General features: G+C 64.3%; 21 protein-coding genes. 4 read left to right on the top strand and 17 right to left on the bottom strand.

The genetic code is table 11. The features are described from left to right. Positions 1-31: 31 nt before the first annotated feature. Complete coding sequence (locus XH85_RS23775) at positions 32-811, top strand: SDR family oxidoreductase (protein ID WP_128933728.1); 780 nt, start codon at positions 32-34, stop codon at positions 809-811. 734 nt (positions 812-1545) lie between these two features. Here XH85_RS23775 and XH85_RS23770 read toward each other — a convergent pair. The 7 genes from XH85_RS23770 to XH85_RS23740 are packed head-to-tail and all read right to left on the bottom strand — an operon-like array spanning position 1546 to position 8459. After that, a complete protein-coding gene (locus XH85_RS23770) occupies positions 1546-2007 on the bottom strand; it encodes a Zn-ribbon domain-containing OB-fold protein (protein WP_206734808.1) in 462 nt (153 codons plus the stop codon). After that, a complete protein-coding gene (locus tag XH85_RS23765) occupies positions 2004-3200 on the bottom strand; it encodes a thiolase C-terminal domain-containing protein (protein ID WP_128933727.1) in 1197 nt (398 codons plus the stop codon). The genes XH85_RS23770 and XH85_RS23765 overlap by 4 nt, the downstream gene beginning before the upstream one ends. Then, positions 3197-4486 (bottom strand): CaiB/BaiF CoA transferase family protein, encoded by a 1290-nt coding sequence (locus tag XH85_RS23760; protein WP_128933726.1) that lies wholly within the window; start codon positions 4484-4486, stop codon positions 3197-3199. The genes XH85_RS23765 and XH85_RS23760 overlap by 4 nt, the downstream gene beginning before the upstream one ends. 55 nt (positions 4487-4541) lie before the next feature. Further along, entirely contained in the window at positions 4542-5765 is a 1224-nt protein-coding gene (locus XH85_RS23755) for an ABC transporter substrate-binding protein (protein ID WP_128933725.1), read from the bottom strand. Between the two features lie 31 nt (positions 5766-5796). Then, positions 5797-6759 carry a PDR/VanB family oxidoreductase gene (locus XH85_RS23750; RefSeq protein WP_128933724.1) on the bottom strand — a complete coding sequence of 321 codons (963 nt, stop codon included), beginning with the start codon at positions 6757-6759 and terminating at the stop codon, positions 5797-5799. A 34-nt stretch (positions 6760-6793) separates the two neighbouring features. Beyond that, positions 6794-8113 carry a Rieske 2Fe-2S domain-containing protein gene (locus XH85_RS23745; RefSeq protein WP_128933723.1) on the bottom strand — a complete coding sequence of 440 codons (1320 nt, stop codon included), beginning with the start codon at positions 8111-8113 and terminating at the stop codon, positions 6794-6796. Beyond that, a complete protein-coding gene (locus XH85_RS23740) occupies positions 8091-8459 on the bottom strand; it encodes a hypothetical protein (RefSeq protein ID WP_128933722.1) in 369 nt (122 codons plus the stop codon). The genes XH85_RS23745 and XH85_RS23740 overlap by 23 nt, the downstream gene beginning before the upstream one ends. 204 nt (positions 8460-8663) lie before the next feature. Between XH85_RS23740 and XH85_RS23735 the strand changes: the two genes are divergently transcribed. Further along, entirely contained in the window at positions 8664-9152 is a 489-nt protein-coding gene (locus XH85_RS23735) for a MarR family winged helix-turn-helix transcriptional regulator (protein WP_128933721.1), read from the top strand. A 43-nt stretch (positions 9153-9195) separates the two neighbouring features. Here XH85_RS23735 and XH85_RS23730 read toward each other — a convergent pair whose 3' ends face one another. Genes XH85_RS23730 through XH85_RS23705 form a run of 6 tightly spaced genes read right to left on the bottom strand, consistent with a single transcriptional unit; the run spans position 9196 to position 16890 of the window. Next, entirely contained in the window at positions 9196-10431 is a 1236-nt protein-coding gene (locus tag XH85_RS23730) for a cytochrome P450 (RefSeq protein WP_128933720.1), read from the bottom strand. Positions 10432-10461: 30 nt separating this feature from the next. Then, positions 10462-11574 carry an NAD(P)-dependent alcohol dehydrogenase gene (locus XH85_RS23725; protein WP_128933719.1) on the bottom strand — a complete coding sequence of 371 codons (1113 nt, stop codon included), beginning with the start codon at positions 11572-11574 and terminating at the stop codon, positions 10462-10464. Between the two features lie 29 nt (positions 11575-11603). After that, positions 11604-12812: a CaiB/BaiF CoA transferase family protein gene (locus XH85_RS23720; protein WP_128933718.1), complete on the bottom strand. Its 1209-nt coding sequence runs from the start codon at positions 12810-12812 to the stop codon at positions 11604-11606. A gap of 11 nt (positions 12813-12823) precedes the next feature. Then, the gene (locus tag XH85_RS23715; RefSeq protein WP_128933717.1) at positions 12824-15064 is read right to left on the bottom strand and encodes an acyl-CoA dehydrogenase family protein; all 2241 of its coding nucleotides are present in this window, start codon (positions 15062-15064) and stop codon (positions 12824-12826) included. A gap of 7 nt (positions 15065-15071) precedes the next feature. After that, a complete protein-coding gene (locus XH85_RS23710) occupies positions 15072-15881 on the bottom strand; it encodes an enoyl-CoA hydratase/isomerase family protein (RefSeq protein WP_245473376.1) in 810 nt (269 codons plus the stop codon). A gap of 58 nt (positions 15882-15939) precedes the next feature. Next, positions 15940-16890, bottom strand: a complete 951-nt coding sequence (locus XH85_RS23705; RefSeq protein ID WP_164940824.1) for a FadR/GntR family transcriptional regulator — start codon at positions 16888-16890, stop codon at positions 15940-15942. Here XH85_RS23705 and XH85_RS23700 point away from each other — a divergent pair. Then, on the top strand, positions 16889-18028 hold the full coding sequence (locus tag XH85_RS23700; RefSeq protein WP_128933714.1) for an acyl-CoA dehydrogenase family protein: 1140 nt from the start codon (positions 16889-16891) through the stop codon (positions 18026-18028). The two genes, XH85_RS23705 and XH85_RS23700, sit on opposite strands and share 2 nt — an antisense overlap. Before the next feature lie 84 nt (positions 18029-18112). Further along, complete coding sequence (locus XH85_RS23695; protein ID WP_128937395.1) at positions 18113-19279, top strand: ABC transporter substrate-binding protein; 1167 nt, start codon at positions 18113-18115, stop codon at positions 19277-19279. Between the two features lie 686 nt (positions 19280-19965). Here XH85_RS23695 and XH85_RS23690 read toward each other — a convergent pair. The 4 genes from XH85_RS23690 to XH85_RS23675 all read right to left on the bottom strand — a co-directional run bounded on the left by XH85_RS23690 (position 19966) and on the right by XH85_RS23675 (position 23935). Further along, positions 19966-20643 carry an RraA family protein gene (locus XH85_RS23690; RefSeq protein WP_128933713.1) on the bottom strand — a complete coding sequence of 226 codons (678 nt, stop codon included), beginning with the start codon at positions 20641-20643 and terminating at the stop codon, positions 19966-19968. A 62-nt stretch (positions 20644-20705) separates the two neighbouring features. After that, positions 20706-21665 carry an amidohydrolase family protein gene (locus XH85_RS23685; RefSeq protein ID WP_245473375.1) on the bottom strand — a complete coding sequence of 320 codons (960 nt, stop codon included), beginning with the start codon at positions 21663-21665 and terminating at the stop codon, positions 20706-20708. Beyond that, positions 21662-22984, bottom strand: a complete 1323-nt coding sequence (locus XH85_RS23680; protein WP_128933712.1) for an MFS transporter — start codon at positions 22982-22984, stop codon at positions 21662-21664. Before XH85_RS23680 ends, XH85_RS23685 begins: the two co-directional genes overlap by 4 nt. 36 nt (positions 22985-23020) lie before the next feature. Then, a complete protein-coding gene (locus XH85_RS23675; RefSeq protein WP_128933711.1) occupies positions 23021-23935 on the bottom strand; it encodes an NAD(P)-dependent oxidoreductase in 915 nt (304 codons plus the stop codon). Positions 23936-23937: the final 2 nt, after the last annotated feature.

Below are 23937 nucleotides of genomic sequence, written 5' to 3'. Positions count from 1 at the left end.
CTGCAGTCGCGGCAACATCCGACGAGGATACATGGATCTGGGATTGCGAGGCCGCAAGGCCATCGTCTGCGCGGCGAGCCAGGGCCTTGGAAAAGCAAGCGCCATGGCGCTGGCCCGCGAGGGTGTCGAAGTCGTGATCGTCGCCCGGCGACGCGAAGTCCTCGACAGTGCCTGTCATGACATCGAGTCGGCCACGGGCAACCGACCTCGAACAGTCATTGCAGATGTAACGAGCCGCGAGGGACGCGAGGCGATGCTGTCCGCCTGTCCTGAGCCAGATATCCTCATCAACAATGCCGGCGGACCACCGCCGGGGGATTTCAGGAACTTCGAGCGTGACGATTGGATCGAGGCACTTGATGGCAACATGCTGGCGCCCATCGCGCTCATCAAATCCACCATCGACGGGATGATCGCGCGCAAATTCGGCCGCATCGTCAACATCACGTCGCACGCCGTCAAGGCGCCGGTCGCAATGCTTGCGCTATCGAACGGCGCGCGAAGTGGATTGACGGGCTTCGCCGCGGGCCTGGCGCGCTCTGCCGCCGAGCACAACGTGACCGTCAACAACCTGTTGCCGGGCACGTTCGACACGGACCGGCTGAGATCCAATCTCGCGGCACTCGCCCGAAACTCGTCACGTAGCGTGGCAGAGGTTACCGAGGAAGTTCGTGCCAGCAACCCAAGCAAGCGCTTCGGCCATCCGGACGAGTTCGGCGCGACTTGTGCCTTCCTGTGCTCAGCTCAGGCGAGCTACATCACTGGACAGAACATTTTGATCGACGGCGGAGCCTATCCCGGCGCATTTTAATTCCGACATGTTTCTTCAGTCGATAAATCCGCCGATCTGTTGGACAAGCTTCGGTGCCACAAATCGCGCAGGATCGTAGCTTGGCGTGCAAAATCGTACGATTGGTAGCGGGGGAGCGCAACCAATCCACACTACATGAGTTGTTCACTCTCAGGATGGAGCGTGAGTAGTCGCTTTGCGCCAGGCTTGGACCATCGCCTTCTTTGCGATTAACCGCGCTGCAACACACCGCTAGCGAAAACGCGGTGGAATGCCGACCTCGATCGGGATAAGCCAAGCTCACGACTTCGGTCAGCGACTTCGATCCGAAAGGAAGTGAGAACAACTTCACCAAACTACGCCAAACTGCGCGATAGCAGCAGGCCGCACTACTCCCGCTCTATTATTTCGAACATCGCTTCGCCGTTGATCTGCAAGCACAATTTTTCGGGTCTGACGGACAAATGCCGACGGTACATCCGCCTCAATTTTTCAGTCTTGAATCCACAGAAGAATTCGCACCGCGCTTGATGCTAGCCATTCCGCCAACTATCGGCATCAATCGAGTAATCAGGGCTGCCTGCGTACCCAGAAGTGCTATGGCCCCACTCGTGCGGCGCCGTTTCAGAATGCCGTCAGAGATCAGGAACGGGCTGATACGCTGTCGGCAAACACCTCTGGTATTCGCGGCCACATCCAGATAATCCTGCTCTCGCACTCAGACAATCCAGGGCCTTCTGGAGGCTCGTCTCGTGTCAGCGGACCGACGAAAGCTGCCAGTGCAGCAGCGAATACTGCCGCTCCGGATGGGGATGGTGCTCGAAAACGCCGTCCACCGCCGCGCCGATGGAGACCGCTTGCCCGGGATCGCCGAGCAGGTTGCCGATCATCCTGACGCCGCCGGCGTGAGGGAATTCCACGAGCACGGCGAGATAGGGTCCGTGCTGCCTCAGCGCGGCGTGCGAGGGATGCCAGACCCGCTCCCAGCTGAAGATCAGCCCATGCGGCTCGATCTCCGTCCAGTCGGAATCGAGGGCATGGCAGCGATGGCAGATCCATTCGGGGCCGAACTGCCACGTGGCGCAATGGCGGCAACGCTGCACCAGAAGGCGGCTCTGGCGCAATCCCTGCCAGTAGGGCGCCGACAGGCCGTCGGCCTCGGCGACCGGAATCGGCAATCCCTGCGGAAGGTAGGTTCGGGCCGCCTCACCGCTCACAGCGTCGCCTCCGAGCCGAGAAGAAGATTGCTGACCGGCGTGACCATGGGTCCGCCGATCACCATGGCCACATCATTGCGCCTCGCCTGGCTGGTGGAGGTTCCGCGCACCTGGCGCACGGCCTCCAGCATGAGTTCGAACCCATGCATGTAGCACTCGGCCAGATTGCCACCGCTGGTGTTGAGTGGAAGCCGCCCCGATGGCGCAACGAGGTTGTCGAAGGCGAGGTAATCGTTGGCCTCCTCCGGCGCGAAGAAGCCGTGTTCCGCGAGCGCCATCACCACGCCGCCCGTGAAGTTCTCGTAGCACTGGACGACACCGACATCGGACGGACCGAGCCCAGCCATCGCATAGAGATCGGCCGCGACCGTTTCGAAGCCGGCGCTGGCGTAATGCGGCGAATTGTGCGGGATCGCGCCCGCGCGATATCCGGATCCGACGGCGGCCCCCAGCACATAGGCCGGCTTGTTGCGAAATTCTCCGGCGCGCTCGGCTGGCACCAGCACGAGCGCGGCGGCACCGTCGTTCTCCATGCAGCAATCGTAGAGATGAAACGGCTCCGCGATCCAGCGCGAGGCATCATACTTGGCCGCGTCGAGCGGCTTGCCGTACATGACGGCCCGCGGATTGGCCTGCGCGTGATGATAGGAAGCCAGCGCGATCGCCCGCAGCGCTTCCTGGCCGACGCCGTGCTCATGCATGTAGCGGCGCACGCGCATGGCGAAGCGCTGCGGCGGCGCCAGAACGCCGTACGGCATCAGATACGCCTTCTCGCCGGAGATCGTGTCGATGCCCGTTGCCCGCCCGAACCGACCATATTGGCCCTGCGCCAGCGAGCGAAACACGACGACGCAATCCGCAAGGCCCGCGACGATCGAGGCCGCCGCATTGGCGACGGCCGCGCAGCAACCGCCGCCGCCTCCGCCCCATTGCATGGTCGCGGCACGAAGCCGGCGCGTGCCCAGCGCCGCGGCAAGCCTGGACGCCTCGCTCCGCTCCTCGCTGTAGGAGGCAAAGCCATCGATGTCGCGCGGATCGATGCCGGCATCGCCGCACGCCGCCAGGATCGCCTTGAGCGCCAGCTTGAACTCCGGATCGGGCGACGCGCCGTGCCGGTAATAGTCGGTCTCGCCGATCCCGACGACGGCGACGCGGCCTCTCAGCGTGCGATCGGCGGTTGCCTTCGCGCTCACGTCCGCCCCGCCCTGGCCGGCCCTGCCCCCACCTCGCCAAAGACGCCGGCCGCGGCGAGCCGCGCCAGACGCGCATCGTCGTAGCCGAGCAGGTCCTTCAGTACGGCCCCTATATGCTGACCGACCGCGGGCGCGGCCACGGGATCCACGACGGGCGTCGCGGAATAACGGATCGGTAGGCTGACGTTCGGGATCCAGCCCAGCGTGTCGTGCGGAATGCGGGTGACGAGGCCGCGCTCTCGCGCTTCGGCCGACCGGATCGCGTCCCCGACCGTGCGGACCTGCCCGCAGGGAACGCCGGCCGCCCGCATCCGGGCCTGCCAATGGCTCCACGGCCGTTGCGCGAAGACCTCGCCGAGGATCGCGAACAATTCCTCCCGCCGCCGGATTCGATCGGGCCCCGTCGCGTAAGCCTCGGCTGCGGCGAGGTCGGCGCGCTCGAGCACCTGCGACATCAGGCGCTGGAAGATCTTGTCGTTTCCGCAATTGATGTAGAAGGCGCAATCCTGCGCCTGGAATACGCCCGAGGGACAGGTATCGGGGCTGGTGTTGCCGTGCCGCTGCGGATTGGCGCCGGTGAACAGATGTTGCATCGTGGCATAGCCGGTCATCAGCACGGCATTGTCGAACAGCGAGACCTCGACCGCCTGCCCCAGCCCGCTGCGCTCACGGGCAACCAGCGCGCCGAGGATAGCGTTGCAGGCCATCATCGCCGTGCTGATGTCCATCACGGGCGACAGCGCCCGCACGCCCTCGCGGTCCGGATAACCGTTCATGGACACGAATCCGCTCTCGACCTGCGCGATCGGATCGAAGCCGAGCCGGTCCGCGAAGGTCCCCTCGCGTCCATAGGCCGACACCGAGCAGTAGATGATGTCAGGCTTGATCGTCCGGCATGCCCCATAGTCGAGCCCGAAGCGCTCCATGACACCGCTGGAGAAATTCTCGACGACGACGTCCGCCGTTGCGATCAACTCCCGCACCACCGCGACGCCGTCCGGCGACTTGAGGTCCAGGGCAACGCTGCGCTTGTTGCGGTTGGTCCAGACGAATGGCGCCCCGGCCTTGAGTTCGGGATGCACCGGCGGGTAGCGCCGGAGATCGTCGCCGCGGCCCGGCGCCTCGATCTTGATGACTTCTGCGCCCATGTCGGCAAGGATCATGGTGGCGAATGGTCCGGCGATGAAGTGGGAGAAATCCACGACCCGGATTCCCGCGAGCGCCCTCGGCGCATCGGATGGCCGCGGCGTGTACTCCGGAAAGTCGGCTTCAATGTTGTCCAGCATGGTGCACCCATCATATTTCGCGCGGCAGCCTTGGCAGGCCCGATCGCAACCGGCGTCAATTGCCCTTGGCCTGCTCGACCATCGAACATCCGCCCTGGTCGATCGGGCGGAATGCCTCGGGTCCGCTCAGGACGCCGACATTGTCGAGAAGGTCCCATTTGCCTTTCGACGCCTTCGGCTCCTTCACCTTGAAGATGTACATGTTGTGGATGGCGCGACCGTCCGCCCGCACCACGACCGGGCCGAACAGCGCGTCGTCGATGGGCTGCTCCTTCATCTTGCGGATGACCGCCTGCGCGTCGTTGGTTCCCGCTGCCAAGGCGGCATTCAGATAGGCCAGCACGGAAGAATAGACGCCGGCGTGAAACGCCGTCGGCGACTGGTCATGCTGGCGCGCGCTGAATTTCGCCGACCAGGCCCGGCTCGCCTCGTTGAGGTCCCAATAGAACGGCTGGGTGATGATGAGTCCCTGCCCGACCGCAAGCCCGCTGGCCTCGACGTCGTTCGTGGTCGTCAGCATCGCGGCGAAGGTCAGGCCCTTCTGCTTCAAGCCGAACTCGGCAGACTGCTTGATCAGGCTGACCGTATCGCCACCGGCGGTGGCGAAAGCGATCACGTCGGCGCCGGAGGCATCCGCCTGCAGGATGAACGAGGCGTAATCGGCATTGTTGATGGGAACATTGACCGATCCGAGCACAGCGCCGCCGCCGGCATTGATGACCGACGTGCCGTCCCGCACCATGGACTTGCCGAGCGCATTATCGGTGGCGATGAAGTACCATTTCTTGCCGCCGTGACGAACCAGGTAATTGCCGATCGTGTGCGACGCCGCCCAGGTGTCGAACGTCCACTGGATCGTGTTGGGTGAGCAGTATTTTCCGGTCAGATCGGATGATGCCGCGCTGGAAGCGATCAGCGCGGCCTTGCCGCCGCGAACCACCTCATTGACGGCAAGGCCGACCGCGGAGTTGGGCACGTCGGCGACGGCGTCGACCTTCTCCTGCTCGATCCAGCGACGGGCGATCGCCGCCCCGACATCCGCCTTGTTCTGGTGATCCGCCGAGACGATCTCGACCTTGAGGTCAGGGTGCTGCGCCATGAAGTCCTCGGCCGCCATTCTCGCCGCCGTCACGGAGCCCTCACCGGCATTGTCGGAATAGGGCCCCGACGCATCATTGAGGACGCCGATCTTGATGGTGCGCGTTGCGGCCGCGCATGCGGGCGACCACAGGCCGGCGAGGAGCAAGGCTATTCCGGCGACACGTAAAGCGACTTTCATGTTTCCACCCTGTTGACGAACTTTGTTGTTCTTAGAGGTCCAGCACCAGCGTGCCCGACCTCGCGCCCGAGCAGCAGATCATCATGGTCTTGTTCGATGCCTGCTCGTCCTTGCTGAGAAACTGGTCGCGATGATCCGGGATGCCTTCGAGCACACGCGTCTCGCAGGTGCCGCAGACCCCCTCCGAGCAGGCATGGTTGGCCGCGATCCCGGCCTCGAGCAGCGCCTCGAGGATCGTCTTCCCGGCTTCGACCGGAATCGTCCGGTTGCTGCGGGCGAGCTTCACCTCGAAACCGCCCGCCGTCGCGGGAGCTTCGCTCGCCTGGAAATACTCGACATGCCGATGATCGGCCGGGCGACCGGCCGCCGCGGCTTCGAAGGCTTCGAGCATCGGCTGCGGACCGCAGCAATAGAGATGAGCCTGCGCCGGCGCCCGGTCGATGACCGCCGCAAGGTCGAACAGACGCCCGCAACGCTGGTCGTCGAAGTCGAGGCGCACCTTCAAGCGCCCCTTCGCCGCGAGCACTTCGAGCTCGTCGAGGAAAGCCGCCGCGCGCGGCGCCCTTGCCGCATAGAACAGTTCGAAGGACCGTCCGAGGGCGTCGAGACGACGGGCCATGGACAGCAGAGGCGTGATCCCGATTCCGCCTGCGATCAGGACCGAATGCTCGGCCTGCTCGCAGAGCGCAAAGTTATTGCGCGGCTGCGACACCCTGACGATGTCACCCGCTTTCAGATTGTCGTGCAGGAAGCGCGAGCCACCCCGCCCGGCCGCGTCCTTGTTGATCGCGATCACATAGCGATGGCGCTCACGCTGATCGTTGACCAGCGAATAGCTGCGGACCATGCCGTTCGGCAGATGCACATCGATATGACCGCCGGCCGTGAAGGGATCGAGATCGCGGCCGGTCGGCGAGATCAGTTCGTAGGAATTGATCCCGTCCGCCTCGTAGCTGATGCGCTTGACGCGAACGTCGAACAAGCCATCGCTCATGGCGCGCGCCTCCGCGAAACTGCCATCGAATGGCTCACATCTCGTATCCGAAATCGGCGCCGAGCCTGGCACGCATGAAGGCCGCACCGACATCGACCCACGACTCCTCCGGCGGCAGCCGCATCGACACCGCCCGGACCATGAACACGTCGGGGTCCGTCACCCCTTTCGGCCTGGTTCCGTGATCGCGATAGGCCCCGAGCGCCTCCAGGATGAAGCGGCGGGTCATCGCGATTCCGGTGTCGCTCGAGCAGAGGTTTTCCCTAGTGCGGTCGAAGATCGGCGACACGCCGCTCTGGCAGGCCCCGTCCTGCACCCACAGGCCCGGCAGGCCCGAGAACCAGGTCGTCTGCTGCGCCTGGTAGTCGAACTGGAAGCCGTTCTGCGGATTGTATTTCGTCCAATAGCCCGCATAGGGCACCGTCACCGGATGGTCGACCAGCGCGCGGCGGCTGGCATGGCCGCTCTCGCGGCCATTGTGCCCATCGGCAAAGACCTGGCGGGTTTTCGGCAGCAGGGGTTGCGAGGGGTGATACGAGAACATGATGCAGAGCGTGTTCTCATCATCGATCGGGACCCAGGCATGGCCGCTGAGATCCGGAAATGGCATCAGCGGCGGGACCAGCGTGTAGAACGGCAGCATGAACTGGTTGACGCGCCAGTACAGCGTATTGGCATCGTAATTGCGCCGCGCCGCGATGCTCATGCCGAAATCCTGCTTGATGCATTCGAATGTCGGACGCAGATCGCGCTTCTGGATCCAGGCGCTGGTCGTGCCCTGCGTGTCCAGCCGCCCATGCAGCAGCGGCGCGTGGGCGGAATCGATCTCACCCTCGACCGCCTGAAGCCAATTGCACTCCTGCACGCGCAGCGAGATATGCACCTGCTCCTGCGGCACCAGATTCCATTCCACGTTCGGGAGCGGCGGAAGATTAGCCTGGTCGGGCCCCATATAGGTCCAGATCATCCCGTTCCGCTCCCGGCACGGATATGCCTTGATCCTCACGCGCTCCTTCAGGCGGCTGCGGACCGGCTCGGCCGGCATGTCCGTCGTGGCGCCCGTGACGTCGAATTTCCAGCCGTGGTAGACGCATCGCAGGCCGCAATCCTCATTCCTCGCGAACACCATCGGCGCGCCGCGATGCGGACAGGCCTGGTCGACCAGCCCGACGCGTCCCTCCGAATCCCGGAAGGCGACAAGGTCCTCTCCGAGCAGCCTGACCCGCTTCGGCTGGCCGTCTCTGGTCAAGTCCGCGGACGGCAGGAAGGGAATCCAATAGAGACGGAACAGGTCTCCGAGCGGCGTGCCCTTGCCGACCCTGACGAGCCGTTCATTGTCCTCGCGTGACAACATCTGCTTCCTCCTTCGGTGGGATTCCGTCGATGGCTTGCTCCGGGGCAACGCCCAGGAGCGCTGCGACCCGCGCCGACAGTCCGAGATCGCGTGCGGTCCAGAGCGGATCGGCCGAGGCCAGCGGCTGGCGTGGAATGGGTGGCGTCGTCCCGGCCTCGACGAGGCCGACGATCGTCTCGATGCGACGCCGCTCGAGATCCCGCAGGGCTTCCTCGACCACCGCGCCTTCCGCACTGCAGCCGGGCAATTCGGGATAGGCCAGGCGTACGAGCCACCGACCGGGCTCGGTTTCGACCGCCTCGGCTTCGAGGAGATAGGGAATCGACAGCAGCTTCCGCAGATCCAAGCAGTCCTCCCCGGCAGAGCGGCTGTTGCGCTCCCATTTGATACGTATACGTACTACATCGGCGAATGGTTTGCAATAGCAAATCCGGTCGCGCCGGCTTGTCCGGACGCAGCACTTCTGGCGCACGTTCCGCCATGGGTTGAGAGCCATCGGACAAGCTGCTAACGCCTGAGCAATTCCAGGAGAGTTCAGGTCAGCGACGGCATGTCAGCGCCCAAGGACAAGAATGCGAGCGCGGTGGAGATGGCGCGCAACTGGCGCCTCGAAGGAGGCGTTGGGTTTCTGCTTCGGCTGCTCGAGGCCCGCTATGACCTGCTCTACCAAGATCTGACCGGCCAGAGCGACATCACGCCACGGCAGTTCGGCGTGTTGATCGCACTCTATCAGGATGGTCCCCTCACCCCGTCCGCCCTCGCCGTGCGCATCAGCAGCGATCGCAACACGCTCAGCGAGATGCTCAAGCGCATGACGGCGCGCAAGCTGATCTCGAAACGCAGCAACGCGGACGACCGGCGGTCGATCCAGGTCCAGATCACCGCCAAGGGCGAGGAAGGCCTTCTCCGAGTCATCCCCGCCGCGGCCGAGCTTCAGAACACCCTGCTCGCGCCCCTGAGCAAGGAGGACCGCGTCCACTTCCTCAACTGCATGCTCGCGATCGCCAAGGCCGCGGCGCCCTCGTCCTCAGGGACCTAACCTGTTGCCTGCCTTCGAGGACGCGCACGTGCCGCGATGCTCGCTATCGCACCGAATAGCGGACCGGCAGGCGTTTCACCCCGCCGAGGAACGAGGTTTCGGTCCAGGCCAGGGCGCCCGCGAGCTCGACCCGCTCGATCCTGCCGAGGAATTCGCGGAAGAAGGCCACGATCTCGGCCTTGGCAAGGTGCCGGCCGATGCAGGCGTGAATACCGAAGCCGTAGCCGAGATGCCGGTTGGGCGACCGATCGGGAATGAACTGGAAGGGCCGATCGAAGGCTTCCTCGTCCCGATTGCCTGAGGGATAGCTGAGGAGGAGGCTGTCCCCGGCTCTGATCGTCTTGCCGCGAATGTCGTAGTCGGCCGTTGCGGTGCGGAAGAAGTGTTTGACCGGCGAGACCCAGCGCACCATCTCTTCCGCGGCGTCCGAAAGGAGCTCGGGGTCGTGCTGCAGGCGGGCCATGGCATCGGGATTCTCGATCAAGGCCAGCAGGCCGCCGGCGATCGTTGCGCTCGTCGTGTCGTGTCCCGCGCTCGCGAGCGCGACATAGTACGAATAGGCCTCGAAATCCTCGATCGGCCGGCCGTCGATCTCGGACGTTGCGATCACCGTCGCCACGTCGTCCTGCGGGTTCTTTCGCCTCTCCCGCGCGACGTCCTTGAAATAGTCGACATAGGCGATCGTGGCGTCGATCAGGTCGGAGCCCTTCTGCATCTCTGGATCGCCGCCGCCGAAATAGGCCTGGGTGATCTTGAGCAGGCGTTCCTCGTCGCTGCGCGGCAGGCCGAGGATGGTCATCAGGACCCGCAACGGATAGTAGATCGCGATATCATTGTAGAAATCGCACTGGTTGCCCATCGCCACGAGACGATCGACGCTCTCCTTCGCCAGCGCCGCCATGCGCTCGGACAATGTCCGGATGTGCCGGGGCTGAAACCAGGCGTGGGTGAGCTTCTGATATTTGCCGTGATCGGGATTATCCATCTGCGGCAAGGCCCGGACCAGCATGGGCTTGCCGCTCATCGCCTCCCTCACCTTGCTTTCGAAATCGATGCTGAGAAGCTTGGTTCGCGGCGCGTTGATGAAGCGATCGGCCTGGCGCTCGATTTCGATGATGTCGGCGTATTTGGTGATGGTCCAGAACGGACGATAGCCTTGCGGTTGCGTCCAATGGACCGGATCGTCGCGCCGTAGTTCGCCGAAGAGCCGGTGCTGCAGACCGACATTGCCGTAGGTTCTGTGATCGGCGATTGCATTATCCGTTGCGATGTCGAGCATCGTTCCTCCTCCCTGCTTGTTTGTGTCTTGTTAAGCACTCCCAATCCCCGCCATGGTCAGAACGGGCTTGACCACGCGACCGCTGTCGAGGTCGTCAACGGCCTCGTTAATCCCCGCGAGCGGATAAGTCTTGACGAATTTGTCGAGCGGCAACCGGCCTTCGCGGAAGAAGCCGATCATGCGCGGAATGAACAGCTGGGGATTTGCATCGCCCTCGACCACGCCGCGGATGGAGATTCCCCGCCCGACCAGCACACTGGCTTCGGCCGCATACATCGTTCCCCGAGGTGGGGCCGCGACCTGCGCGCTCACGCCTCGCGCGCGCAGGCAATTGACCGAGCTTGCCACGGCCGCCGGCACGCCCGTCGTGTCGAGTGAAAAATGCGCACCGCCCTGCGTGAGATCGGTGATCTCCGCCGCTGGAGTCTCCGCACCGCCAGAGACCGCATGCGTCGCGCCCAGCTCGCGCGCAACGCGTAGCCGCTCCGGCACGACATCCACGGCGATGATGGTCGAGCAGCCGACGATCTGCGCGGCGATGATGGCGGACAGGCCGACCGCGCCGACGCCGAACACCGCAATCGAGGTCCCGGCCTGCGGCCGCAGCACGTTCATGACCGATCCCATGCCGGTCTGGATCCCGCATCCGAGTGGCGCAAGAAGGTCCAGCGGCAGATCGGCATCGACCTTGACGATGTTCCTGGTGGTGGCGATCGCGTGGCTCGCGAAGGCGGATTGCGCGAAGAAATGACCGCCGAGTTCGCTCCCGCCGCGTGACAGCGCCGAGCCGCCGGGCCTGCTTCCGAACAGGTTGATGGCGCGAAAATGATCGCAATAGCCGAGCGCGCCGTCGCTACAATTCGCGCATTCGCCGCAGGAGCCGAAGCTCATGAGGACGTGGTCGCCCGGCCGGACCGATGTCACGCCCGGGCCGACCTGCTCGATCACGCCCGCGCCTTCATGGCCCAGAACCTTGGGCATCTGCACCGGAATGTGCCCATACTTGACCGCCAGATCGGTGTGACAGATGCCGCAGGCGTGCACCCGGACCAGGACCTCGCTGGCGCGCGGCGCCGAGAGTTCGCAGGGGACGACCTCGAAGGGGTCGCGCGGCCCATTTGCTATTGCAGCGATGATCTTCATGGACGGTGCCCTCCGCGCGCTGACGTGAACTAGCCTTTCGACCGGGCGCTGACGCTTCCAAACACTCCGGCGCCAGCGAGGCCGGCAATCGCCTCGCCGGACAGGCCGAGGACCCGGGACAGCAATTCGTCGCGGTGCGCACCGACAGCGGGGATCTCCCGCCGCATGGCGGTCGATCCGGACGACATCTTCCAGGGCGCATTGACGCCCAGGAATTCCCCCGCACTATCCGCAATCGTCGCGAATGCGCCGCGCTGAAGGAGATGCGGGTCGGTCAAGGCGGCTCCCGGATCGCGATATTCGGCACTGGGAACGCCGGCCTTGTCGAGGGCAGCCATGCACTCCCGCACCGTATGCTGCTCGGACCATTTCTCGACGACCTGCATCATCGCGCTCCAGTTGGCCGCGCGGCCCGGCACCGTCCTGAAGCGCGGGTCGTTCGCGAGCTCGCCCTGCCCCGTCACCTCGCACAGCGCGGCGAAATTTCGCGGCGTGATCGGCGCAACCAGGATGTCGCCGTCGGAAGCCCGGACCGGACCATAGGCGGCGCGCGGCGCCTGCGGGGCGAACTGCGCTTCCTGCAATTCGTAGACGAGCAGGTTGAGCATGCAGTCCATCAGGGCGACGTCGATCCTTTGGCCTGTCCCCGTTCGCGCGCGCTGGACCATGGCGGTCTGGATCGCCGAATAGCCGAAGATCCCGCCGAGCACGTCCGCGACGAAAACGGCCCCCGCCGCCGGCCGGTCGCGATCGCCCGCATACCGCATCAGCGAGCGGTCGAAGCCGCTCTCGGCGTGAACGATCATAGCGTAGGCGGCGCGCTCGGCGGCCGGTCCCGTTTGCCCGTAGCCCGAGATCGAGCAGTAGATCAGGCGCGGATTGATCGCGCGCAGCGCCTCGTAGCCGAGGCCAAGCCGGTCCATCACGCCCGGCCGGAAATTCTCGACCAGGATATCGGACTCCTTGACCAGCCGGCGAACCAGTTCGATCGCCTCGGGATTTTTCAGGTCGAGCGCAAGGCTGCGCTTGCCCGCATTGAGCTGGCCGAAATAGGCACTCTGGCCGCCCCGCAACGGTGCCCGCAGACGCATATCGTCACCCTCGGGCGGCTCGATCTTGATGACCTCCGCGCCGGCATCGGCGAGCAGCCTCGCGCAATAGGGGCCGGCCAGCATGATCGAGAAGTCGAGCACGCGGACGCCTTCGAGCGGCGGATTCGTGGTCCCCTGCGGTTGCATGCGGTCACTCCCTATCTGGGCAGCCCAAGCGCTCGTTGGGCGATCAGGCTGCGCTGGATCTCGTTGGTGCCGATGCTGATCACCCACATCAGCGAATGACGCAGGTTCTGCTCGAAACGGCCGTTGTCGATCGCGCCAGGCATCTGCTCCGACAGCGTCGCCCTCGCGCCGAGGATGTCGAGGGCCGCCTCGCCGAAGCGCTCCATCAGCTCCCCGGAGAACACCTTGCTGATCGCGCCGTATTCCGGCGGTGTCATGCCGTCCGCGGCAAGCTCGGCGCAATGCATCATCAATTGACGCCCGATCTCGATCTCTGCAGCCAGCGACGCTATCCTGTCACGCACGATGGGATCGTCGCTGAGCGCCATTCCCGCAGCGTCCCTCTCCATCACGTGCCCGCGCAGCTGCTCGAAGGCGTGAGCGACTTTCAGGACTATACCGCCCCCGACCAGCCCGCGCTCGAAGGCGAGCGCGCCGGTCAGGACCTTCCAGCCCCCATTGACTTCGCCGACGAGGTTTTCCTGGGGAATGCGGACGTTGTCGTAGAAGACGTTGGCGAAGGAGCCGTCATACATCGTGGTGGCCGGCCGGACCGTGATCCCCTCGGCGTTCATGGGCACGATGAACATGCTGATGCCGGCGTGCGGCGGCCTGGCGTCCTTGTCGGTACGCGCGGCCAGGAACATGTATTTGCCCCACCAGGTCGTGGTCCAGATCTTCTGGCCGTTGATGACCCAGTGATCGCCATCGCGCACCGCGCTGGTGCGCAGCGCCGCGAGATCCGAGCCCGCCTGCGGTTCGCTGTAGCCCATCCCATGCATGGCCTCGCCGCGCAGGATTTCGGGCAGATATCGCTGCTGCTGCTCAGGCGTCCCGAACATCATCAGGGCATTGGCCTGGATCGCGGCGCCGATGCGCGGCGCTTCGCCCCGCTCCATCGTCTCCATGAACGCGATCTGCTCGAGCGGCGAACGAGCCTGGCCGCCGAACTGCCGGGGCCAGCCGAGACCGATCCAGCCCGTCTTGCCGATCTCGCGCGCGAACTCGGCGTCGAACTCGCGCTTGGCGAACGGCTTGCGATCGAATTCGGCCTTCCGGTCGCCCGACCAATGCTGCTCCAGCCAATCCTTCACCTGCGCGCGCAGCGAATTGCCGGCCGGGCCAAGATCATATTCAGGCAGGCCCGAACTGCCGGGCTCCAGCAACGCGGATGCCAGCCATTTCTTCGCCGGAGCTGCCCCGCCCAGCATGACGGTGTCGAGATGCACCCGCTTGAAATGCAGCGGAGCTTCGTGCTCGTCGGCATAACCGATCGCGCCGAACGCGTGATGCGTTTCCAGCGAGACGCGCCGCAAGGCATCGCAGGCAAAGGCAACTGCCGCATGGGCGAAGTAGCGCCAGTCGCGGTCCCCAAAATCGTGAAGCCTGGCCACATGATCAATGATCAGCCGCACCCCTTCGAGGGCAATGAAGCCATTGGCAAGCTTGTGCTGGATGGCCTGGAAGCGGCCGATCGGCTGGCCGAACTGATGCCGTTCCTTGGCATAGTCCGTGGCGAGCTCGAACCCTCGCTGGGCGGCACCGTGGGCTCGCGCCGTCAGCGCCAGCTTTCCCCTCAGCAAGAGATCGTCGAGTACGCCCAACTCGATCGCGACGAGGCTGATCGGCGCCGAACTGAGACGCACCTCGCAAGCCCCCCAGGCACCCATGGCCCTCGTTGGGGCAATTGCGACGCCGGCAGCATCCAGCGCCACGAGGCCCAGGAGCGCGGGGTCAATGGCAACGAGGAGATGCGTGCAGCTGTCCGCGGCTTCCACGAGCCGGAGCACCCCGTCCGCTCTGCCCTCCCGAACCCGGATCGCGCCGGCGCCCGCATCGGGGTCGAGCGCCCCGAACGAGAAGGCGAACCGCGCCGTCCCCTCGTGCAGCTTCGCCAGGCAATCTGCGGCCAGTTCCGAGCTTACCATCGAAAGCGCGAAATTGGCCAGAGTAGCCGACCACATCGGCGCCGGACACGCCGCGCGCCCGAGCTCGGCGAGCACGACCGCGATCTCGCGCATGCCCCCTTCCTCGGGAGCGGAGCCGAGACCGGCAACGCCCTGGTCAACCAGCTTGGCCCATATCGCCGCAATGTCTTGCGGCTTGGCGCCAAGCCTGAGGCAATCGGCCTCCCACTGCTCGCCGAGAAACCCGCGCAAGGAGTCCCGGAGCATTTGCCTGACCTCGTCGGTCGGAAGCTCGGTAGTGTCCATCGGCTGATCAGCCTTGGCCGAACCGGGGCTTGCGCTTTTCCTTGAACGACGTCGTCGCTTCCTTGTGATCGGCGGTCTCGAATGTCACCTGCTCGAGCGCCATGGAGGCTTCGAGCAACATGTTCACGCGATCCTTGACGATCTGGTTGATCGACAGCTTCGTCCAGCGGATCGCCCAAGTCGGACCGTTCGCCAGCTCGATCGCGATCTCCCGCGCCTTGGCCAACACTTCGGGCCGCGGCGCGACGTGATTGACGAGGCCGATGCGCTCGGCCTCCTTTCCCTTCAGCAGGGTGCCGCGAATGAGGAATTCCTTGGCCTTGTTGATGCCGACGAGCAACGGCCAGATCACGGTGCCACCGTCTCCGGCCACGAGTCCGACCCGCGACACGTGGGTGTCGCCGATGCGCGCATCCTCCGCCATGACCGTGATGTCACAGAGCAGCGCGTGGGTCGCGGCAAGGCCAATGGCGTCGCCGTTGATGGCGGCGATGATCGGCTTGTCAAGCTCGAGCTGACGCGTCACGCCGCGGCGGCTGATCATGGGGTCGTGGACCTCGCCCTCCTCCAGCACGTCGCCGCCCGGCCGCTCCGACATCGCCTTGACGTCGCCGCCGACGCTGAAGAATTCTCCCGCCCCGGTCAGCACCACGACGTTGACGGCATGGTCGTCGGCAAGATCGTCCCAGATCGTGCGGAGTTCCCGGATCAGCTTCTGATTGATGGCATTGCGAGCCTGCGGCCGGTTCAAGATCACCGTCGCGACCTTGTCGGCGACATCCACGGTCAGGCACTCGTACTTCGCATATCGGGACACGTCTTCCTCCATTCGTTTTTCTTCATTCAAAGCCGGCGCTCGGCCGGACCTGCAGTTTTCATGATTTCATGCCGGAATTGATCTCCGCCAGGGCAATCTGAAGCGACATCGCGCCGGGATCCTGCTCGAGCATCTTCTGGACCGCGCCCAGGTGGCTGCGCATCAACCGGGCCGCGGCGACGGCATTCCGCTCCCGCAGCGCCGCCAGGAATTGCCGGCGCCGCTCACCCAGCCGCGTCATCGCAACGCCGCTGGACGCGACCTTGGCGTAGACGAACCGCATGTGGATCTCGGTGACCGCATCGGTGATCATGGCGATCACCTTGTTGCCGCAGGCAAGGCCGAGCAGCTTGTAGAACTCCCGTGCGCACTCCACCCGCTCCAGCAGCCGGCCCTCGCGGGTGAAGAGCTCCGTCCGTTCGACGTTGGCCTGCAACGCCTCGAAATCCGCCTGCCGGGCGTTCGCGCAGGCAAGGCGCACCACCAGGTCGAGCACCTGAACGCGCGCTTCCGACAATTCGCGGATCGAGATCGTCCCGAGGCTCAGCATGTCGCGCATGACCACGTTCATGCGGCTGGTATCGCCCTCCTGGACGAAGGCGCCTCCCTTGACGCCCTTCTGCAGCCGCAGCACGCCCGCCATCTCCAAGCTGCGCAGCGCTTCGCGAAGCACGTTACGGCTGACGCCGAGCTGCTGCGCCAGATCGCGCTCGGGGGGCAGCTTGTCGCCCGGCTTGAGCGCCCCGCGCGCGAGCTGCTCGCGAATACGACCGCAGATTTCCTCGAAGGCGCGCCGCGTATGGATCGGGCGAAACGCCACGGGGGCCGGCGATCCCGCCATGCGATGATCCGAATCTCGCTCGCGACGCTGGGAAGACGCAGCGCGCCCGCTGCCGGCCTTGTGGGGGCTTGACTTGGTCGACATGGGGTGGATTATTAAATGGATCACCCATTCAATGGAAGCCCCTTTTTGGTCTTCCCAATGAAAAAAACCGACGGAGACGTTCATGAGCTTCAGCGAAGAGCAGATCGCCTTTCGCGACAGCATCCGCAAAATGGCCGCCAGACACGTGGCTCCGATCGCAGCCGAGATCGACGAGACGGACCGCTTTCCCCTCGAGTTCGTGAAGCTGTTCGGCGAGATGGGATTGATGCAGCTCTGGGTGCCCGAACAATATGGCGGGCCGAACGGCAACCTCACCATGGCCTGCATCGCCCGCGAGGAGATCTCGCGTTTTTCTCCCGCCTGCGCGTCGATCGCCGCACTGAACACGATGTTCATCATGCCGCTGCTGCACTTCGGCTCCGAGGAGCAGCGCAAGAAATATTTGCCCATCATCGCGAAGGGCGGCATCGTGACGGCGATTGCGATCTCGGAGCCGCAGGCCGGCTCGGACGTCACCGCGATCAACACCCGCGCCAAGAAGGACGGCGACTGCTACGTCCTCAACGGCCGCAAGCAATGGTGCAGCTACGGCGTGGTGGCGGACTACATCGTCGTGATGGCGCGCACGAGCGACAGCCCCGGCGCCGACGGCATTAGCGCGTTCATCGTCGAACCCAAGACCATGCCGGGCATCACGTTCGGCCGGCACGAGCGCAAGATGGGCTTCCGCGGCGCGCCGAACACGCCGATCTTCTTCGACAACGTGAGGGTCCCGGTGGAAAACCTCGTCGGCGAGGAAGGCAAGGGTTTCCGCGCCTCGATGCGCGCGCTCGACCTCAACCGTCCGACGATCGGTGCGCAGTCCGTCGGCCTCGCCCAGGGAGCGCTCGATGCCTGTCTCGCCTATGCGAAGGAGCGCAAGCAGTTCAATAAGTCGATCTCGGAATTCCAGGGCGTGCAGTTCATGCTTGCCGACATGGCCATGCAGATCGAGGCGGCGCGCGCCCTCGTCTATGAATGCGCGCGCGCCGGTGACGCGGGCGACTGGAAGCGGCTGAACGTGCTGGCCAGCATGGCCAAGTGCGTCGGCAGCGACATGGCCATGAAGGTGACGACCGATGCCGTCCAGATCTTCGGCGGCTACGGCTACACAATGGACTACCCGGTCGAGCGCATGATGCGCGATGCCAAGTTGACGCAGATCTTCGAGGGCACCAACCAGATCCAGAGAATGGTCATCGCACGCGAACTTCTACGCTAAGAGACTGAAAAACAAACAAACCGGGAGGACATAGCCTTGAACAGCCATTTCGGGCGCGCCTTGGGCGTGATCGCCGCATCAGCGATGCTGGCATCGACACAGCTGCACGCGGAAAAGGCCTACGGGCCGGGTGTCAGCGATACCGAGATCAAGCTCGGGCAATCAACTCCACTGAGCGGTCCGGCGTCGGCATTCGGCGCCGGTGCGGGACGCGCCGTCGTTGCCTATTTCGAGATGCTCAATGAGCAAGGCGGAATCAACGGACGCAAGATCAACTTCACACAGCTCGACAATGCCTACAGCGCCCCCAAGGCGGTGGAGCAGTCGCGCAAGCTCGTCGAGGACGTGGGCGTTCTCGCCGAAGTCGGCACCATCGGCACGGCGCCGAACGTCGCCATTCAGAAATACCTGAACTCGAAGCAGGTTCCGCAGCTGTTCATCACCGCCGGCGGGCGTCGCTTCAACGATCCCAAGAACTTCCGCTGGACCGTGCCGCTCTATCCCGATTTCGAGACCGAGGGGCGCGTCATCGCCAAGTATCTGCTGAAGACCAGGCCGCAAGCCAGGATCGGCGTGCTCTACCAGAACGACGATTACGGAAAGGACTATCTGAAAGGCCTTCGTGCCGGTCTCGGCGACAAGGCATCGCAGATCGTGCTCGAGACATCCTACGAACTCGCCGATCCCACGATCGATTCGCAGATCGTCCAGCTCAAGTCCGCCGGTATCGACACGCTGGTCGAGCAGTCGTCCTCGAAGGCGGCGGCGCAGTCGATCCGCAAGGTCAAGGAACTGAACTGGAGCCCGTTGCACATCATCGGGGGATCGACCGCCTCCGTCGAGACGATCCTGAAGCCAGCGGGCCTGGACGCCTCCAAGGGCCTCGTCACCACGCAGTTCCTCAAGCAGCCCGGCGACCCGGCCTGGGCCAATGACGACGAGGTCAGGGCCTACAAGGCGTTCCTGAAGAAATACGCCCCGTCAGTCAATCCGGACGATTATTCGGTCCTCGTGGCCTACATGAATGTCCATGCCGTCGAGCTTGTGCTGAAGAAGTGCGGCGAAGATCTCACGCGGGAAAACCTGATCCGTCAGGCGACGTCCCTGCACGGCGAACGCCTGCCGATGATGCTGCCCGGCGTCTCGATCAGCACCAAACCCGACGACTACGGAGCGTTCAAGACCCTGCGGATCGCCGTTTTCGACGGCGAAAGCTGGGGCCTTACTGGCGATCCTATGTCGGCGGAATGAGCGGTTCGCCGGGTCGAAGCGGAAGGGCGCTCTTTGGGCCAAAACTTACCTGTGCTCGAGACTGGGAGCCGCGCCCTTCTGTACGCTGAAGCCCGCTGTAGTATTCCGTCAGGATAATCGTTGTGGATTGCAGACCTCGAGCGAGATAAGTCCAAGCACTGCTTCGACCAGCGTCCTCGATACGAAGCAATCGACAACCCAGACTACGCCAGACTGCGCAATGGCAGCCGGCAGCGCTACTCCCACTCGATCGTTGAGCACGACGCTACCGCGTTGAACCGAAAGGAAAAACTCTCAGCGCTGACGGACAAATCCCGACGGTATATCCGCCCTAACTTTTTGATCTTGAATTCACCGATAAATTTGCGCTGCTCTGGGACAAGGCTGTTTCGCCAGCTATCGAGACGTATCGAAAGAACGAGGTCATGTGCTTAGAAGCAACGCTCGACATCCTGTCTTACCTCGCCGTCCGATACCGTCACTATCGATCGATCCAGCCTTATTTTTGCGCAGCTTCGAAGCGAATTAAGACCGGTTGGCCGCGCCTGCCATGCTTAACGGCGGATCGGCATTGATCGCCAGCCCGTCGTGACGACACTGCACGCGATGTTCCCGCCCAATAGCGCGGGCAAGCCGTAGATCGACTGGAGCTCGGCAACGGCTCGCGTACCCGCGAACCTAGACGTTCAGTCGAGCCCTTCGCAATTAAGTTCGTGAAGCGCCTTGTCCACCCAATCCGCATTGTGCGTCCCCACCTTGATGTTCTCCAACTGCTTCTGCTCGGCCTCGTACTTTGCCGTGGCGGCTTTCAGTACCTCATCCACGTCGTCAAACGGCACGCAAAGCAGTCCGTCATCGTCGCCGATGATGAGATCGCCGGGCTCGATCACCATGCCATCAATCGCGATCGGAACATTGATCTCGCCGGGTCCGTTCTTGTAGGGGCCACGATGGGTGACGCCTGCCGCGAAAACGGGAAAGCTCTGGCCCCGGATGAAACCGGCGTCCCGAACCGCACCGTCGATCACGATGCCGGCAAGCCCGCTCTTGATGATCCGCGTGAGCATCATTTCGCCGAACAGCGCGTTGGTGAGATCGCCCCCTGCATCGACCACGATGACGTCGCCGGGTTCGGCGATTGCCATCGCCTTGTGGAGCATCAGGTTGTCGCCCGGCCGTGTCTTGACGGTGAGCGCCACGCCGGCCATCCCTCCGGCCTGATGCATCGGCCGAAGCCGCGCTCCGGCAGCCGTCATCCGGGACATGCCGTCGCTAACGTTCGCTACCGGCAGACGGGCAAAGCGTTCGACGATTTCGGTCGCCACTTTTCTTTGCCGCTTCAGAATTCGAAATCCTACGGACATGCGTCGGTCCCTCTCAATGCTTGATGATGAAGCTGTTGCGTTGTCAGTGCGTGCCGAAAGTCCTAGAAGCCGAACAGTTCGGCCGGATTTTCCACCAGGATGCGCCGGCGGGTCTTTTCGTCCGGCGCCCAGTCTGCGAGGAGATCGAGCAACAGGGCATCGTCCGGCTTGGTGCCGCGCTGGGTCGGATGCGGCCAGTCGGTGCCCCACAGGATGCGTTGCGGCGCAGCCTGCACATAGGCCCGCGCCACCTCGCTGGAATCCGCGTAGGGCGGACCGAGCTTGCTGTCCTCATAGGGCTCAGTCACCTTCACCCAGGTGCGGCCCTCATCCAGCATGCGGCGAACGGCCGCGAACGCCGGATGCTTGACGCCGTCAGGCTGGGGAATGCGTCCGAGATGGTCAACCACCACCTTGGTGGGAAGCGAGCGGATGACGCTCTCATGGGTGACGATCTGATCCCCTAGCATCAGGATTTGCACGTGCCAGCCAAAGGCGTTCACCCGCTTGGCGAGCGTGGTCAGCATCTCCGGCGTCGTCGTTCCCCAGCTCTGCGGAGACACGAAATTGACCCGGATGGCACGAACACCGGCGTCCGTCAGCAGGCGCAGCTCCGCGTCCTTGACGTCGGTGTCGACGACAGCAACGCCGCGTGCCGCAGAGCCCAGCTGGCCCAGCGCGTCCACGAGACATCGGTTGTCGATGCCATAGGTCGACGGCTGCACCACTACGCTCCGGCTGGTGCCGAGCCGGCGCTGCAGCGATCGATAATCCGCAACCGTCGCACCGGGCGGAAAGCCCTGGCGCCAATGCGGCGAGACGGGAAACCGCTCGTCGTAGATGTGATGGTGGCAGTCGCAGGCGCCCGCGGGCGCATCCAGGCGCGGCGGCACCGATCCAGTGCTGTTGGGCACCGCCCGCTCGACCCCACCAGCCCACGCGCCGGTACTCGCGGCCAGCATGCCGGCGAGAACGGAGCGTCGGGTGATGGCGTGCTTTGGCTCCTCGCTGCGCATGCTCATGATTTCACCGCCACCATATCCGTTGCGCGCGCGGCACTTCGCCCAAGCACGAGGACGCAGACCGCGGCCACGGCACAGAGCAGCGCCAGCGGCAGCATCCCGAGCACGAAGCTGCCCGTCCACTCCTTGGTAACGCCGACCACATTCACCATCAGGCCGCCGCCTATCAGATTGGCGATCGCATTGATGCCGGCAAGCCCCGCCGCAAGGGTGCTTGCCGAAAGCCAACTTGCCGAAAGTGCCCAGAACGGCCCCTTGAAGGCATACGCGCCGACGAGACAGCACGTGACCATGACGACCGATGGCACGACCGCGGTTCCCGTCATCCCCAGTGCCGTGAAGCCACCGGCGGCGAGCAAGAGCGGAATGGCAGTGTGCCAGCGGCGCTCACTGGTTTTGTCCGAATGACGCCCCCACAGCACCATGAGCACGGTCGCGATGCCGTAGGGAATCGCATTGACAAACCCGGTCTGCAGGTTCGTCAGGCCAAACGATTTCAGCAATTGCGGTTGCCAGACTGACAGCACGCTGCCGGTGGCGGAGGCGCCGGAGCAGACCAGGGCCATGACGAGGAAATACTTGTTGGTGGCAAGCTGCCAGAGCGAGAGATGCCCGACCGGCTTGCGCGCGGCGGCCTCCGCCTCCATGCGTCCAGCCAGCCATTCCCGTTGCTCCACGGTGAGCCAGGACGCCTGCGCCGGCTTGTCAGTCAGGACGAACAGGCAGGTAAAGCCCAGCAGGACGGTTGGCAGCCCTTCCAGGATGAACAGCCACTGCCAGCCACGCAGCCCGAGCACGCCGTCGAGCTCGAGCAGCCCGACCGAAAGCGGAGACCCGAGGAAGGTCGCGAGCGGGATTGACACCGTGAACGTCGCCAGAATGCGCGCCCGATACTGCGACGGCAGCCAATAGGTCAAATAGAGAATGGCGCCAGGAAAGAAACCGGCCTCCGCCGCACCGAGCAGGAAGCGCATGGCATACAGCGAGTACGGACCAATCACGAAGGCCATGCATGCGGTGATCAATCCCCAGGTGATCATGATGCGTGCGATCCAGCGCCGAGCGCCGACCTTCTGCAGCGCCAGATTGCTCGGCACCTCCACCAGGAAATAGGAGACGAAGAACAGGCTGGCGGCGAAGCCGAACATCGCCGGCGTGAGCCCGAGATCCTTGTTCATCTGCAGCGCCGCGAAGCCGACATTGACGCGGTCGAGCAGCGCAAAGAAGTAGCAGATCATCAGGAACGGCACGAGGCGCAGGATCACCCTGCGCATCGTCACCTTCTCGATCTCGTCGATATCAGTTCGAGCGGCCGTCACGTTTCTCTCCCTGTTGTGTTGCTTGCTGGCCCGGCCTTATTCGGCCGCTTTGACCCCGGCCTGCATCTTGGCCACGATCGCGTCGATGGCGATCTTGTAGTTTTCGGGCACGACGCCCTTGAAGTGGTCCTTCAGGCCGAGGCTGTCCTTCCAGCGCAGCCGCGCCGCCGTCGCACGCGCCATCAGCGGGTCGATCCCGGCATCCGCGACCGCTTCGGCGGCCATCTCGACCTCCTCGGTGCGCCGCTTGGCATGGATGACGCCGGAGGGCGTCAGACTCTCGACGGTATCCATGAAGGGACGGGTGAGCGTCTTCGACGCCGAGGCCAGCACGGTCTCATCGAGTCCATAGGACCGCGCCGCCAGCAGCGTCTCATCGATCAGGGCCTCGATCCCCTTGATCAGAACGGAGCGAAGGATCTTGATCCCTGACGCCGTGCCAAGCTTGTCGCCGGCGAATTCGATGCTCATGCCCCAGGGCACCAGCAGATCGATGACGCGCTGTCCGGCTGCGCCGCTCGACAGCATGTGCATCGAATAGCCGTTCTTGGGGGTCCCCATGATGGAACCGTCGCCGAGGGTCGCGCCCGTCTTGGCGAGCCGCTCGGCGACGCCATATTTCACCTTCGGCGTGGCGGAGGCGAAGTCGAGGAAGGTGTGGCGGCCATCGAGCACCGGCGCGAACGCGGCTGCGCTCTCGAGCGACGAAGAGCCCGGCGTGACGCTGAAGATCAGCTCGGCCGCATCAGCCAATTCCTGATTGGACTTGACCAGCGTGACGCCTGCCGCCTTGGCGCGGCTCTGGATCAGATCGGCATAGGGACCGTCGAAGGCGTATTTGTCGTAGCAGAAGATTTGCTGCAGGCCGGCGCCGCGGAGCCCCTTGCCCAACGTGCTGCCGATCTCGCCATAACCGACGAGACCGAGACGGAACTGCTGTTTGTTGCTCATCT

The sequence above is a fragment of the Bradyrhizobium zhanjiangense genome (assembly GCF_004114935.1).
Classification (GTDB): domain Bacteria; phylum Pseudomonadota; class Alphaproteobacteria; order Rhizobiales; family Xanthobacteraceae; genus Bradyrhizobium; species Bradyrhizobium zhanjiangense.
The sequence above is the reverse complement of the archived record's forward strand: the minus strand, read 5'-3'. Positions and strand labels throughout refer to the sequence as shown.